This is a genomic window from Meridianimarinicoccus marinus (genome assembly GCF_040689105.1).
GTDB lineage: Bacteria > Pseudomonadota > Alphaproteobacteria > Rhodobacterales > Rhodobacteraceae > Meridianimarinicoccus > Meridianimarinicoccus marinus.
In genome coordinates this window covers 1-14,286 of sequence record NZ_JBFBVU010000030.1, presented here as the reverse complement: position 1 = coordinate 14,286, position 14,286 = coordinate 1, and the positions used below count along the sequence as shown (strand labels likewise).

The window sequence follows — 14,286 nt, the reverse complement described above, 5'->3', positions numbered from 1 at the left end:
GCCCCACCTGCGAAGTGTGCGTGCCCTTAAAGCAAGGTTGGCGGGATTGCAAGCACCCGGCGGCGCGAAGGCCATCGACCGGGGTGGATTTCCGCAACACCGGGGTTTCTGGCGTCAACCCGCGCAATCTGCCCAAGCCGCGCTTGCAATCCGGTCCTCATTGGCTTCACTAGCGCCATGGCTAAGAACACGTCTTTCATACCCTGTATCGGCTCGGTGCTGTGGGATTTCGTCGGTCGGCATCCCCATGCGATGCGACTGGGCGACGATCGCCCCGGCCGTATCACCCGCCAGACCGGCGGCGTGGCGATGAACGTCGCGGCAACGCTGGTCCGCTTCGGCGCGCGCCCCACTGTGCTGACCTGCATCGGCACCGACCCCAACGGCGAGGACCTGATGGCGGCCTGCCGCGAAAAGGGCGTGGACACCTCGCTGGTGCTGCGCCGCGCCGATCTGCCCACCGACCGCTACATGGCCGTTGAGGGCGCCAACGGGCTGATCGCGGCCATTGCCGATGCCCATTCGCTGGAGAAGGCCGGTGGCGATATCCTGGCCCCCTTCCGCGATGGCCGTCTGGCCAGTGCCGAGGCGCCCTATCGCGGCGCGGTGGTGCTGGACGGCAACCTGCCCGAGACCCTGCTGGCCGAGATCGCCGAGGATCCGATCTTCGCCGCTGCCGACCTGCGTATCGTGCCGGCCTCGCCCGGCAAGGCCCAGCGGCTGCGCCCGTTCCTGTCCGCGCCGAACGCGACGCTCTACATCAATCGCGAGGAAGCCGGGCTTCTCTACGACACCGAATTCCGGTCGTCAGCCGAGGCCGCGGCGGCGCTGGCGGCCAATGGCTGCGCACGTGTGCTGGTGACCGATGGCGCCCGCCCGGCCACGGATGCCAGCCCCGACCAGGTGCTGACCGCGCATCCGCCCATCGTCGAGCAACGCTGCGTGACCGGCGCGGGCGACACTTTCATGGCCAGCCACATCGCCGCCGAGGCCGCCGGGCACAAGCGCAGCTTCGCGCTGGAAGCCGCCCTGCAGGCCGCCGCCACATTCGTTTCCGGACAGGACATCGCATGACAGATCTCTCCGCCCTGCCGCTTGTGTTTTCCGACGAGGTGTCCCGGGCCCGCACCGAGGGTGCTGCATTGGTGGCGCTGGAAAGCACGATCATCACCCACGGCATGCCCTATCCGCAAAACCTGGAAACGGCCCGGGCCGTGGAACAGGCGGTGCGCGACAACGGCGCGGTTCCGGCGACCATGGCGGTGCTGGATGGCCAGATCCATATCGGCCTGAACGACGACACGCTTGAGCAACTGGCACAGGCCCGCAACGTCGCCAAACTGTCGCGCGCCGATCTGGCGGCCTGTCTGGCCACCGGCGGCACCGGCGCCACCACGGTCGCGGCCACGATGATCTGCGCGCGGCTGGCGGGCATCGGCGTGTTCGCCACCGGTGGTGTCGGCGGCGTGCATCCCGGTCTGGCCGAACACTATGACATCTCCGCCGATCTGCAGGAACTGGCGCAAACCCCGGTCACCGTCGTCTGTGCTGGCGCCAAGGCCATCCTTGACCTGCCCAAGACCTTCGAGGTGCTGGAAACGCTCGGCGTGCCGGTGATCACGGTCGGGCAGGACACCCTGCCCGCTTTCTGGTCGCGCAACTCGGGCCTGCCCGCGCCGCTGCGCATGGATGATCCCGCACAGATCGCCCGCGCCCAGGTGCTGCGCGGCGCGCTTGGCCTGCCTGGCGGGCAGCTGGTGACCCAGCCGATCCCGGAAACCGCCGAGATCGCCGCCGAGGTTCTGGCCCCGGTCATCGCACAGGCCCAGTCCGATGCCCGCACCCACAACATCAGTGCCAAGGGGCTGACGCCCTATCTGTTGCAGCGGATTTACGAGTTGACCGATGGCGCATCGCTGACGGCAAACATTGCCCTGGTGTTGAACAATGCCCGACTGGCCGCCCGCATCGCCCGTGAAATGCCTGCATCCGCAACCTAGAATCGGCCGCCGTCCACCCCTATGTTCCTCCCGTTCCCTGAAAGAAGCCCCGAAACCTGATGCTTGACCCGCACGATCACGACCACGACCGCCGCAAACGCGGCCTGCTTGCCGGGTTGCGCGCCAGTTTCCTGACCGGGATCGTGGTCATCGCCCCCATCGGGCTGACCGCCTATTTCCTGTGGTCGGTGGTGGGCTGGATCGACGGCGTGGTGCTGCCGCTGGTGCCGTCGGTCTGGCGGCCCGAACAATACATCGGCATCAACCTGCGCGGCGTCGGCGTGATCTTCTTCCTGGTCTTCACGGTCATGATCGGCTGGATCGCCAAGGGGCTGATCGGCCGGTCGCTGCTGGCCTGGGCCGAGGGGCTGGTGGATCAGATGCCGGTGGTGCGGTCGATCTACAACGGCCTCAAGCAAATCGCTGAAACCGTCTTCGCGCAACAGGACAGCAACTTTGAGAAAGCCTGCCTGATCGAATACCCGCGCCGGGGGATCTGGGCGGTGGGCTTCATCTCGACCATGGCCAAGGGCGAAGTGAACCGCATCGCCGGCGGCTCGGAACAACTGGTCAGCGTGTTCGTGCCCACCACGCCCAACCCCACGTCCGGGTTCCTGCTGTTCTTCCCGCGTTCGGAAATCATCGAACTGGACATGGGCATCGAAGATGCCGCCAAACTGGTGATCTCGGCCGGTCTGGTCTATCCCGCCGACAAGGGCGATGCCGAGGGCTTGCCCCTGGTGCGCAAGCCGGCCAAGGGCAAGCCCGAAAGCTGGCGATGAACGCGGCCCCGGCCGTCGTTGGTTTTGCCACGGCGTTTTCCCTGATCCTTGCCATCGGTGCACAGAACGCGTTCGTTCTGCGTCAGGGGCTGTTGCGGGCGCATGTGTTGCCGCTGGTTCTGTTTTGCGCGCTGTCGGATGCCTTGTTGATCACGGCGGGAGTTGCGGGTTTTGGCGCCATCGCGGACCACCTGCCCGGCTTTCCACGCCTGATGGCGCTGGCTGGCGCTGCGTTCCTGACCGTATATGGCGCGCTGCGGATGTGGGCGGCGTGGCGCGGCGATTACGCAATGACGCTTGCGGGCCAATCCGCCTCGCTGGGCGCCGTTCTGGCCACCGGCGCGGCCTTCACATGGCTCAACCCGCATGTCTATCTGGATACGCTGGCCCTGATCGGGGCGGTGTCGACGCAATACCCGGATACGGGCCGGAAACTGGCCTTCGGGATCGGCGCGGTCTCGGCCTCGTTCGTGTTCTTCTTCAGCCTGGGCTACGGGGCCCGCCTGTTGGCCCCGGTCATGCAGAGCGCGCGCGCCTGGCGCATTCTGGACCTTGGCATCGCGCTGGTCATGTGGGCGTTGGCGGCGGGACTGTTGGTGAGCGCGCCCTGACCGAACAGACGTCCGCCCGGACGCCCCGGCACATGTTAGAATGCTTATTTCGCAGCCTTTTCAATCGCTTGTCCGCTGGCCTGAAGGTCCTTCCCCACACCTTCGACGGTGTTGCAGGCGGTCAGGGTTACAAGGGCGGCGATCAGGGCCAGGATACGCATGGCGCAAACTCCAAGTTTCAGTCGCTCCGTGATGCAACGCGCGGTGTGCTCCGTCAAGATGGCACGGATCTAGCGGGGGTCGCGCGCGTCAGGACCGTCAAACAGCGCCCGCATGTTCATGCTGGACCTTTTGCCGATGTCGCCCTTGTGCGCGATCAGGAAGCGGTGCATTGCGGCGTGACCGGCATCCTTCAACTGCACCATCAGCGCCTTGGACGGAGTCATTTTCGACGCCACGCCAAGCTGGGTCATCAAATCGTCGTCCGCCACCGAATGCAGCCGGTTCTCGGTCATCCGGCCTTCGGGCAGAATGCCCTCTTCGATCAGCCGGTTGACCAGATCGATGGCGCGCAACTCTTTCAGCAGCGAACTGTTGAAGCTGATCTCGTTGATCCGGTTCAGGATTTCGGTCGAAGTGAAGGGCAGATCCTCGCGCACGATGGGATTGATGTGCACGATCAGGATGTCGCGGCAGGACGACCGGGAAAACAGCGGGAACAACGCCGGGTTGCCCATATAGCCACCGTCCCAATAGGCTTCGCGCCGGCCGGTCTTGGGATCGTCGATCTCGACCGCCTGAAACAGCGTCGGCAGGCAGGCCGAGGCCAGAACCGCGTCCGTCGTGACCTCGTCCCCGCTGAACACCCGCACCCGTCCGGTGCGCACATTGGTGGCCGCGATCAGCAATTTCGGGCCAGTATCCACGCAGACATCGCCCACCGCCATCATCTCGTCCACTACCGAGCGCAGCGGATGATAGCCTGTCGGGTTCAGCTGATAGGGTGAAAACGCGCGGGTGACGCCTTCGGCGGCCAGCGCTGTTGGGCTGAACTCCAGCATCCGCGACAGCACCGCCGGCGAGGGCGCGACCATCCGCAGCCAATCGCCCAGAACCTCGGCCACATGGCCATCGACACCGGCCAGCCGCAGCCAGAAATCCGCAAGCGCCTGCTTGGCCCCGGCCCGCCCGCCGCTGATCCATCCGGCCTTGAACGCGGTGGCATTCATCGCGCCGGCAGATGTGGCCGAGATCGCCTCGACCTCGATATCCTCTTCATCCAGAAGACGGTCCAGCGCCCCCCAGGTGAACGCGCCATGGGCACCGCCGCCCTGCAAGGCCAGATTGATCTTTTTCATTTCTTGCCCTCGTTCCACTTGGCCAGAAGGTCGCTGACACGGACGCCGTCGATGGTCATCCCGATCATGTTGGCGTTGGTGATCCGCAGGTCGCGCAGGTCGACATTGTCGATCACCGCACCTTGCAGGGTGACCTCGGTGATCGACATCTTGGACATGTTGGCATTGCGGACCGTGGTGCCGGACAGATCCACATCGTCCAAAGCCATGTCCGAAAGCTTGCAGCGCCGCAGGGCCGCCCCTTCAAGGCTGACGCGCGTCAGAAGCGAGTTCGGCAGCAGCCGGTTGTCCAGAACCAGCCGCTCGCCGCCGTCGCCGTCATCTTCGATCTCATCCGAGGGCATCACAGGGCCGTCCAGCCGCCATCGACACTGATTGTGGTGCCGGTGATCTGGGCCGCCGCGTCGGAACACAGAAACACCACGGTGCCGCCCATCTGCTCGACGGTGGCGAATTCCTTGGACGGCTGGCGCACCAGCATGACGTTCTTGATGACCTCTTCCCGGCTCATGTCGTATTCCTTCATGGTGTCGGGGATCTGGGCCTCGACCAGCGGGGTCAGCACATAGCCGGGGCAGACCGCATTGGCGGTGATCGGCTCCTGCGCGGTTTCCAGCGCGACGACCTTGGTCATGCCCACGACGCCGTGCTTGGCCGCCACATAGGCGGATTTGAAGGGCGAGGCGGTCAGCCCATGCGCCGAGGCGATGTTGACCACCCGGCCCCAGCCGGCCTCGCGCATCTTCGGCAGCGCGGCGGCGGTGGTGTGATAGGCCGAGTTCATGTTGATCGCGATGATCCGGTCCCAGGTTTCGGGCGGAAACTGGTCGATCGGCGCCACATGCTGGATGCCCGCGTTGTTCACCAGGATGTCACAGCGTCCCGCCTGTTCGATCAGGGCCCGGCAGTCGTCGCCCACCGACATGTCGGCCTTGATGTAGCGCGCCGTCACCCCGTGCTCGGTCCCGATCTTCTCGGCCAGCGCGTGATCCTCGTCCCGGTCGGTGAACGAGTTCAACACCACATCCGCCCCGGCCTTGGCCAGTTCGATGGCGATGCCCAGCCCGATGCCCGAGTTCGACCCTGTCACGACGGCGGTCTTTCCCTTCAGCGACATGATACGTCCTTTCAACTGTCACGATGGACGAGAGGCTATATCCTGCACCTGCGAAGGCCAGACGAAACTTGCGCAGCGATGCCGCAGGCAAAAAAAAGCGCCCGCACAAGGCGGGCGCAAGTCATTGAGGCAGGTTTCATACAGGCAAGAAACCTATCGAGCAGTGACTCCAATATAGGCAATTCGCCAACGGGCTCCAACCAAAAAATTGGATTGGTCGTTAAAGTTTGATAATTTCAGCAGCAGGTTAGAACGAGCAGGTAAAACCGATGTCCCCGATTACTTCCCTTGTGCTGCGCGCAACACGCGGCGCAACCATGGCGATTGCATTTGCAGGCGCCGCCTTCGCTGAACCCCAACATGGCATAGCTATGTATGGGGACCCGGCTCTCCCACCGGATTTTGTGTCCCTCCCCTACGCCAACCCGGATGCGCCCACAGGCGGGCGGATCGTATTCGGCGAAACCGGCGGGTTTGATTCTCTCAACCCGCATATTCTGAAAGGCAGGGCGCCCTGGGGCGTGCGCGCGCATGTGTTTGAAAGCCTGATGGGCCGGAATTATGACGAGCCGTTCACGCTTTACGGCCTTCTGGCCGAATCAGTAGAGACCGGACCTGATCGCGATTGGGTTGAGTTTTCGTTACGCCCCGAGGCGAAATTCTCCGATGGCAGCCCGGTCACGGTCGAGGATGTCATCTGGACCTTCGAAACCCTCGGCACCCAGGGGCACCCGCGCTTTCATTCGTCGTGGCAGAAGGTGGACAGTATCGCGGCCACCGGCCCGCGCAGTGTCCGCATCACCTTCAACCAGCCCGATCGCGAATTGGCCCTGATCATGGGCCTGCGCCCGATCTTCCAGAAGGCGCAATGGGAGGGTCTGGATTTCGCCGAGAGCTCGATGATCGCGCCCATCGCCACCGGGCCCTACGTCGTGGCCGAGGCCGAACCGGGGCGCAAGCTGGTGCTGAAGCGCAACCCGGACTACTGGGGCAAGGATCTGCCGTTCAACGCCGGGCGTCACAATCTCGACGAGATCCGCTATGACTTCTTCGCCGATGGCGGGGTGATGTTCGAAGCATTCAAGGCCGGTGTCATCAATTCGTACCGCGAAGGCGATGCGGCCCGCTGGGAAGACGGCTACGACTGGCCGGCAGTGACCTCGGGCGCGATCGTGAAATCGGAAATCCCGCACCAGCGGCCCACCGGCATCAGCGGTCTGGTGTTCAACACAAGGTCCGAGGTCTTTGCCGACTGGCGCGTGCGCGAGGCGCTGTTGCACGCCTTCAACTATGAGTTCATCGCCCAGACCCAGACCGGCGGCCGCGATCCCCGCATTCCCAGCTATTTCGGCAACTCGGTGCTGGCGATGCAGGACGGTCCGGCCGAGGGCCGTGTCCGCGAATTGCTGGAGCCTTTCGCCACCGATCTTCTGCCTGGCGCGCTGGACGGTTATGCCCTGCCCGTCGGCGATGGCTCTGCGCGCAATCGCAAGAACATCCGCGCCGCTGCCGCGCTTCTGGAAGAGGCCGGGTGGGAGCCCGTCGACGGTGTACTGATGAAGGACGGCGAGCCGTTCACCTTCGAGATCGTCATGCGGCAGGGCGAGGCCGACTTTCAGGCCATCGTGAACATCTACGTGCAGGCGCTGGAACGGCTGGGCATCACCCCTGTGGTCACTACCATCGACAGCGCCCAGTTTCGCGAACGCACCAACGCCTATGATTTCGACATGGCTTTCTATACGCGCGGCCTGTCGCTCAGCCCCGGCAACGAACAGATGCTGTATTGGGGATCGCGCGGCGTGACCGAGCCGGGGTCGCGCAACTGGATGGGGATGAACTCCCCCGCCGCCGAGGCGATGATCGAGACCATGCTCAACGCCACAAGCCGCGAGGATTTCATTGCCGCCACGCGCGCGCTGGATCGGGTGCTGACCACGGGCCGCTACGTGATCCCGCTGTGGTATTCCGACCGCTCCCGCATCGCTCATGCCGCCGAGTTGCGTTTCCCCGAGGAATTGCCGATCTACGGCGACTGGATCGGCTGGCAGCCTGACGTCTGGTGGTGGCAGGAGTAGCGGCGCATGGCCGAGGTCTCTGTCGTTCCGCTGACCGGCTTTGCGCTGGACCCTGCCGCCGGGCTGGTGCGCGACTATACCCGGCCCGAAGGCAACCGGCCCGAGAAATACCTTGAGCGGTATGACCGGCTGACCCTGGTCTACGACGCGTTCCGCAGCGCGGACGGCCGCCAGATCATCCTGAACGCCCCACCGATGCTGAACCTCTGGGCGCCGTTCAAGGCGGGGCTTCGGGCTGGCGGGCAGCCAGTGATCAGGATCAAGCGGCATGTCTGGAAACGCACCGATCAAATCCGCATCCCCGCCGCCGAGGGCGCGCTGTCGGTGAACATGGGGACCAGGACCTATGACATCCCGGTGCGCCCGGCCCAGACTGACCGGTTTACCGGGCTGAACTGCCTGTTGGCGCTGAACAAGAACAACGCCATCGCCTGGGTGCGCGACTGGGTGCGCTACAACGTCAACCGGCACGGGGCCGAGGGGGTTGTGCTGATCGACAACGGGTCTGACACCTATCCGCTGGAGGATCTGGCCGACGCGCTGCGTGACATTCCCGGTCTGAAACAGGGGCTGATCTATTCCGCCCCCTTCCCCTATGGCCCGACCATGGCCGCCTCGCGCAAGGGCGAGCGCAACCCGCGCTTTTTTCAAAGCACCATGCTGAACCTGGCCCGCAGCGATGCGCTGGCCGGCGCGGCGGCGGTGCTGAGCGTCGACATCGATGAGATCGTGCACGGCCCCGAGGGTCGCACCATCTTCGAGGTGACCCGCGCCAACCCGCTGGGCATGACCACGGTCTTGGGCTTCTGGGGCTATCCGGCCTCGGAGGCCGAAATCCCGGCCCTGCAGCGCGACCATCGCTATCGCACAGAGCCGAACAAGAAGTGCAATCGCAAATGGTGCATCGTGCCAGGCGGGATCATCGACCGGCTGGCGGTCTGGGATCCGCACCAGGTGGGCGGTCTCCTGCAAAACCTGTTCACCGTGTCCAAGGACTTCCGGCACATGCATTGCCGGGGCACAACCACCGGCTGGAAGACCACGCGCAAGCCGTTCCCCACCGAGTTGCACCATGATCCGGCGCTGGACGTGATGTGGGAGAGGTATTTGCCGCCCGAGACGTGACATCCGCACGCAGGCGTCCGTCTTGCGTCGGGCGCAACCGCATCCTAGGCCAACCCCATGACCGCATTGTTTGACAAGGGCCCCTTCGCGCCCTGCCCAACCCCGTTCAACCTGGCCGCCCATGTGTTGCGGCGGGCCGAGGCCTGTGGCGACACGCCGGCTCTGATCCTTGCCGGACCGGAGCGGGACACGGTCTGGACTTTTGCTCAATTGCAGGCCCGCGTGCTGGGCATTGCCGGGGGCTTGCAGGCACAGGGGCTGCGGCCCGGGGCGCGTATCCTGCTGCGGCTGGGCAACACGGTGGAATTCCCGCTGGCCTATCTGGGCGCGATTGCCGCCGGGATGGTGCCGGTTCCGACCTCGGCCCAGCTGACCACGCCCGAAATCACTGCGATCTGCGCCGGGCTGGCCCCCGACCTGATCATCGCGGGCAGTGGCGTGGCCCTACCCGCGCCGCTGCCCTGCCCGGTGCTGACGGAAGAGGCGTTCCACGCGCTGGCCGATCATCCGCCTGCCGCCTTCGATATGGGCGATCCGAACCGCGCCGCCTACATCATCTATACCTCGGGCACCGCCGGGGTGCCGCGCGCCGTGGTCCATGCCCATCGGGCGGTCTGGGCGCGGCAGATGATGGTGCAGGGCTGGTACGACCTACGCCCCGATGACCGGGTGTTTCACGCCGGGGCCTTCAACTGGACCTATACGCTGGGCACCGGTCTGCTGGATCCCTGGGCCATGGGCGCCACCGCCATCATCCCCGAGGCCGGACAGGCCAGCGCCGATCTGCCCGCGCTTCTGGCCCGGCACGGGACCACGATCTTTGCTGCGGCACCGGGGGTCTATCGGCAGATGCTGGCCGCTGGCCCCTTGCCGGAAACGCCGTCCTTGCGCCACGGCCTGTCGGCGGGCGAAAAACTGTCGCCGCAGATCCGCCAGCGGTGGGAGGCCGCCACCGGCACCGCCATCCACGAAGCCTTTGGCATGTCCGAATGTTCAACCTTCATATCCGGCGCGCCCACGCATCCTGCCCCCGATGGCACGCTGGGCTATCCGCAACCGGGGCGGCGGCTGGCCATTCTGGACGCGGAAGGGGTGCCGGTGGCAATCGACACCCCCGGCACCATCGCCGTGCATCGCAGCGACCCCGGCCTGATGCTGGGTTACCTGGGGGCCGAGGGCGACACCCGCGCCCGGTTCACCGCAGACGGCGCGTGGTTCCTGACCGGCGATCAGGGGTCCATGGCAGCCGATCACGCCATCACCTATCTGGGCCGCGCCGACGACATGATGAACGCGGGCGGCTACCGTGTCTCGCCGATCGAGGTCGAGACCGCCCTGCGCGCCCATCCCGGCCTGACCGAGGTCGCCGCCGTCGAGGTGCCACTGAAGCCCGGCGTCACCGGAATCGCCGCCTTCTACACCGGGCTGGCAGAGGTGCCACAGGACGAACTCGCCGCATTTGCGGAAACCCGTCTGGCCCGTTACAAGCGCCCGAAGCTGTACCGGAAACTGGACGCCCTGCCGCATGGGGCCAATGGAAAAATCCTGCGCCGCGCCCTGCGCGACGCCTATGAAGGACCACAATGACGAAACTCGAGATCTTCTCCGACCCGATCTGCCCCTGGTGCCTGATTGGCAAGACCCGGCTGGATCGCGCGCTGGCGTCCCAGCCCGATCACCCGTTCCAGATTGCCTGGTATCCGTTCCAGCTGAACCCCGACATGCCCCCCGGGGGCATGGATCGCCGCGCCTATCTGGAATCCAAGTTCGGCGGCCGCGACGGCGCGCTGCGGGTGTATGGCCAGATCGCCGCAACCGCCGAGGCCGAGGGCATCGAGGTGGATTTCGCCGCCATCCAGCGCACCCCCAACACCCTGAACGCCCACCGCCTGATCCATTGGGCGGGCATCGAAGGCCATCAGAACGCCGTGGTCGACGCGCTGTTCGCCGCCTATTTCCAGCAGGGCCGCGATATCGGGGATATCGAGGTTCTGGGCGACATCGCCGATGCGGCTGGGCTGGATGCCGCAGTGATCCTGAAGCTGCTGAAAAGCGACGTGGATGTGAACGTCATCCGCGAAGGCGACGACGCGGCCCGCAAGATGGGCATCAACGCCGCCCCCACCTTCATTGTCGGCGGCGCCCATGCGGTGCCCGGCGCCCAGCCTACCGAGCTGTGGCAAAAGGTGATTTCCGAGCTGACCGCAGCCGCCAGCTGACACGCCTCACCCGGCACCGGATCGCATCCTGCAATTCGGTGCCCGCGAGACAGTGTGCAGCAACGCACCGCGCATTGTGCATTCGGGGGGCTTGAGCTTCCCGACTGATTGGCTTTAAGGCTGAACCGAGCGGTTCAGTTTTCCGCCAGGATCGCGCGCGCCGCTCTTCGGCCCGTCGCAGCACAGACAGGCCAACCCATGACCCACCCCCAGCGTCCCGCCCGACGCCCCATTTCGCGCGTCGAATTCGTCGCCATGATGGCGATGATCGTCGCCATCGTGGCGTTTTCGCTGGACGCCATGCTGCCCGCCATCCCCGAGATCGGCGCCAGCTTGTCGCCCGAGCGGCCGGAGCGCGCCAGCCTGACGGTGCCCTTCTTTGCCCTGGGCATGGGATTGGGCACGCTGTTCGTGGGGCCGCTGGCCGATGCCTTCGGACGCAAGCCAATTCTGTTTGCCTTCGTCGCATTGTATTGCGCGGGCGCGGCGTTGGCTGTGGTGGCCGAGACGATGAACATGCTGTTGCTGGCGCGGGTGATCCAGGGGCTGGGTGCTGCGGGGCCGCGCATCGTCGTGACGGCGGTGGTGCGGGATCGCCATTCCGGGCGCGACATGGCGCGGCTGATGTCCTTCATCATGATGGTCTTCGCCCTGGTCCCGGCGATTGCGCCGGCTGCCGGGGCGCTGATCCTTGCGGTGGCCGGATGGCGCGCGATCTTCCTGGCCTTCATCGTGTTCGCGGTTGCGGTCAGCCTTTGGTACGCGCTGCGCCAGCCCGAGACCTTGGATCCGGCGGACCGTCGCCCGCTCAACTTCGCGCGCACACTGGACGGCGCGCGCGAGACCCTGTCGCATGACGTGGTACGCCGGTCGATCCTGGTGCAGGTTCTGGTGTTCGGCATGCTTTTTGGCAACCTGTCCACGATCCAGCCTTCATTCGACCAGATCTACGGCAAGGGCGCCGAGTTCCCGGCGTGGTTCGCGCTGATCGCCTGTTTCGGCGCCTGCATGGGATTCGTGAACTCGAAGGTGGTGATGCGGGCCGGGATGCGCAAGGTGATCCGCAACGCGCTGTGCGTGCAGTTCACCTGCTCGCTGCTGTTCCTGTTCAGCGGACTGGCCAACCTTGGCACCGGCACGGCAGGGTTTGCAGCCTATTACCTTTGGGCGGCCTCGGTGTTCCTGCTGGTGTCCTTCGTGCTTGGCAACCTGAACGCGCTGGCGCTGGAGCCGCTGGGACATCTGGCCGGGACCGCCTCGTCGGTGATCGCGGCCCTGTCGACAGTGGGCGCCGCGCTGGTCACGATCCCGGTCACGCTGGCTTTCAACAGCGCATCGCCCATGCCCGTCGCCCTGGTCATGGCCCTGCTGACGCTGCCCGCGCTGCTTCTGATGTGGCGCGTCCCGCGAGACGTCCCACAACCGGCCTGATCGACATCAGGCCGCTGCCATCAACCCGGTTTGTCGAAGGATGGCGTGGGTTTCGTCCAGCGCCTTGCATGCGCGCCGGATCAACTCGTCGACCTCCTCTTCGGTGATGGTCAGGGGCGGGGCAATGATCATCCGGTCGCCCACATGGCGCATCACCAGGTCGTTGGCAAAAGCCCGGTCGCGACAGATCTCGCCGACAACGCCCTCGTCCGCAGCAAAGGCCGCCCGACGCGCCTTGTCCGGCGTCAGGGCCAGGGCGGCCATCAGCCCGCAGGTCTCGGCCCGGCCCACCAGCGGATGATCTTCCAGCCCCTCCCAGGTGCGTCCCAGGTAGGGACCGATGTGGTTGCGCACCCGCGGGATCAGGTTTTCGGTTTCCAGGATCTCAAGATTGGCCAGCGCCACCGCCGCCGCCACCGGATGCCCCGAATAAGTATAACCATGGGCGAAATCGCCCGCCTGGCCTACCACATCGGCAATCTCGTCGCTGATCATCGAACCGCCGATGGGCATATAGCCGGAACTCAGCCCCTTGGCGATGGTCATGATGTCGGGTTTCAGGTCGAAGGTTTGCGATCCGAACCAGTTGCCGGTGCGGCCAAAGCCGGTGATGACCTCATCCACGATCAGCAGCAAATCATGGGCTTCGCAGATCGCCGTGATCTCGGGCCAGTAGCTGTCGGGCGGAATGATCACCCCGCCTGCTCCCTGTACCGGTTCGGCGATGAAAGCCGCGACCGAGTCGGGGCCGATGCGATGAATAGCCTCCTCCAACTCGCGCGCCCGCGCCTTGCCGAAGTCCTCGGGCGTCATGTTGCCGCCTTCACGGTACCAATGCGGCTGGCCGATCCGTGCAATCCCCGGAATTGGCAGCGCCCCTTGCGCATGCATCGCCGCCATACCGCCCAGCGAGGCACTGCCAACGGTCGAGCCGTGGTAGGCGTTCTTGCGCGAGATAATGACCTGTTTCTGCGGCTTGCCCCGGCACGCCCAGTAGTGCCGGACCAGGCGAATATTGGTGTCATTGGCTTCCGAGCCGGAGCTGGAATAGAACACATGGTTCAGATTGCCGGGGGCCAGTTCCGCCAGCTTGGCGGCCAGCGCGATGGCTGGCGGATGGGAGGTCTGGAAGAAAGTGTTGGAAAACGCCAGGTCACGCATCTGAGCGGCAGCAACTTCGGCCAGTTCGGCGCGGCAGTGGCCGATGTTGACGCACCAAAGCCCTGACATGCCGTCCAGCATCCGACGGCCATCGCTGTCGGTCAGCCAGACGCCCTCGCCCTTGACGATGACCCGCGCACCCTTTTGGGCCAGCGCGGCCTCATCGGTAAAGGGATGCATGTGATGGGCTGCGTCCTGAGCCTGCAGGTCGGTCGTGGATGGATGGGCGCGCACGAGAGGTCCTTTCCCGAAACAATCGCGCCTGACTATCCACGGCACGGCTTGCGCCGCAAGAGGGAGTTTCTGGAGCCTCGTCACCCCCCCCTTCGAGGGGTGGTTTTTTTTTGCTCTCAGGCCCCGGGTTTCTGTCCGGGGCCTGGGGTGTTTTGTCAGGCGATGCGGGTGAGCAGGTCGTCGAGGCTTTTCTTGGCGTCGCCGTAGAACATCCGCGTATTGTCCTTGAA

Annotated in this window: 14 protein-coding genes; 9 read left to right on the top strand and 5 right to left on the bottom strand. The window is 65.3% G+C overall.

Going from position 1 to position 14,286, the window contains the following annotated elements:
* The first annotated feature begins 177 nt into the window (after window positions 1-177).
* Genes AB0T83_RS17090 through AB0T83_RS17075 form a run of 4 tightly spaced genes read left to right on the top strand, consistent with a single transcriptional unit; the run spans window position 178 to window position 3,393 of the window.
* Window positions 178-1,074: a PfkB family carbohydrate kinase gene (locus tag AB0T83_RS17090; protein ID WP_366194438.1), complete on the top strand. Its 897-nt coding sequence runs from the start codon at window positions 178-180 to the stop codon at window positions 1,072-1,074.
* Entirely contained in the window at window positions 1,071-2,000 is a 930-nt protein-coding gene (locus tag AB0T83_RS17085; RefSeq protein WP_366194437.1) for a pseudouridine-5'-phosphate glycosidase, read from the top strand. Before AB0T83_RS17090 ends, AB0T83_RS17085 begins: the two co-directional genes overlap by 4 nt.
* Before the next feature lie 59 nt (window positions 2,001-2,059).
* On the top strand, window positions 2,060-2,782 hold the full coding sequence (locus AB0T83_RS17080) for a DUF502 domain-containing protein (protein ID WP_366194436.1): 723 nt from the start codon (window positions 2,060-2,062) through the stop codon (window positions 2,780-2,782).
* Window positions 2,779-3,393 (top strand): LysE/ArgO family amino acid transporter, encoded by a 615-nt coding sequence (locus tag AB0T83_RS17075; RefSeq protein WP_366194435.1) that lies wholly within the window; start codon window positions 2,779-2,781, stop codon window positions 3,391-3,393. The genes AB0T83_RS17080 and AB0T83_RS17075 overlap by 4 nt, the downstream gene beginning before the upstream one ends.
* A gap of 44 nt (window positions 3,394-3,437) precedes the next feature.
* Here AB0T83_RS17075 and AB0T83_RS17070 read toward each other — a convergent pair whose 3' ends face one another.
* From AB0T83_RS17070 to AB0T83_RS17055, 4 genes are all read right to left on the bottom strand, one after another.
* Window positions 3,438-3,554 carry an entericidin A/B family lipoprotein gene (locus tag AB0T83_RS17070; RefSeq protein ID WP_366194434.1) on the bottom strand — a complete coding sequence of 39 codons (117 nt, stop codon included), beginning with the start codon at window positions 3,552-3,554 and terminating at the stop codon, window positions 3,438-3,440.
* A 69-nt stretch (window positions 3,555-3,623) separates the two neighbouring features.
* Window positions 3,624-4,691 (bottom strand): patatin-like phospholipase family protein, encoded by a 1,068-nt coding sequence (locus tag AB0T83_RS17065; RefSeq protein WP_366194433.1) that lies wholly within the window; start codon window positions 4,689-4,691, stop codon window positions 3,624-3,626.
* Window positions 4,688-5,035: a pentapeptide repeat-containing protein gene (locus AB0T83_RS17060; RefSeq protein WP_366194432.1), complete on the bottom strand. Its 348-nt coding sequence runs from the start codon at window positions 5,033-5,035 to the stop codon at window positions 4,688-4,690. Before AB0T83_RS17060 ends, AB0T83_RS17065 begins: the two co-directional genes overlap by 4 nt.
* Window positions 5,035-5,808, bottom strand: coding sequence for a 3-hydroxybutyrate dehydrogenase (locus AB0T83_RS17055; protein WP_366194431.1), 774 nt, complete (start codon window positions 5,806-5,808; stop codon window positions 5,035-5,037). Before AB0T83_RS17055 ends, AB0T83_RS17060 begins: the two co-directional genes overlap by 1 nt.
* 269 nt (window positions 5,809-6,077) lie before the next feature.
* Here AB0T83_RS17055 and AB0T83_RS17050 point away from each other — a divergent pair, with 269 nt between their 5' ends.
* The 5 genes from AB0T83_RS17050 (at window position 6,078) to AB0T83_RS17030 (ending at window position 12,661) form a co-directional block, all read left to right on the top strand.
* The gene (locus AB0T83_RS17050) at window positions 6,078-7,886 is read left to right on the top strand and encodes an extracellular solute-binding protein (protein WP_435891187.1); all 1,809 of its coding nucleotides are present in this window, start codon (window positions 6,078-6,080) and stop codon (window positions 7,884-7,886) included.
* A 6-nt stretch (window positions 7,887-7,892) separates the two neighbouring features.
* Window positions 7,893-9,011, top strand: a complete 1,119-nt coding sequence (locus AB0T83_RS17045) for a hypothetical protein (protein WP_366194430.1) — start codon at window positions 7,893-7,895, stop codon at window positions 9,009-9,011.
* Between the two features lie 57 nt (window positions 9,012-9,068).
* Window positions 9,069-10,598 (top strand): class I adenylate-forming enzyme family protein, encoded by a 1,530-nt coding sequence (locus AB0T83_RS17040; RefSeq protein ID WP_366194429.1) that lies wholly within the window; start codon window positions 9,069-9,071, stop codon window positions 10,596-10,598.
* Window positions 10,595-11,230, top strand: coding sequence for a DsbA family oxidoreductase (locus tag AB0T83_RS17035; protein ID WP_366194428.1), 636 nt, complete (start codon window positions 10,595-10,597; stop codon window positions 11,228-11,230). The genes AB0T83_RS17040 and AB0T83_RS17035 overlap by 4 nt, the downstream gene beginning before the upstream one ends.
* Window positions 11,231-11,428: 198 nt before the next feature.
* Window positions 11,429-12,661 carry a multidrug effflux MFS transporter gene (locus AB0T83_RS17030; RefSeq protein ID WP_366194427.1) on the top strand — a complete coding sequence of 411 codons (1,233 nt, stop codon included), beginning with the start codon at window positions 11,429-11,431 and terminating at the stop codon, window positions 12,659-12,661.
* A gap of 6 nt (window positions 12,662-12,667) precedes the next feature.
* On the opposite strand, the gene AB0T83_RS17025 is transcribed toward AB0T83_RS17030, so the two are convergent.
* Window positions 12,668-14,056 carry an aspartate aminotransferase family protein gene (locus AB0T83_RS17025; protein ID WP_366194426.1) on the bottom strand — a complete coding sequence of 463 codons (1,389 nt, stop codon included), beginning with the start codon at window positions 14,054-14,056 and terminating at the stop codon, window positions 12,668-12,670.
* Between the last annotated feature and the right edge of the window lie 230 nt (window positions 14,057-14,286).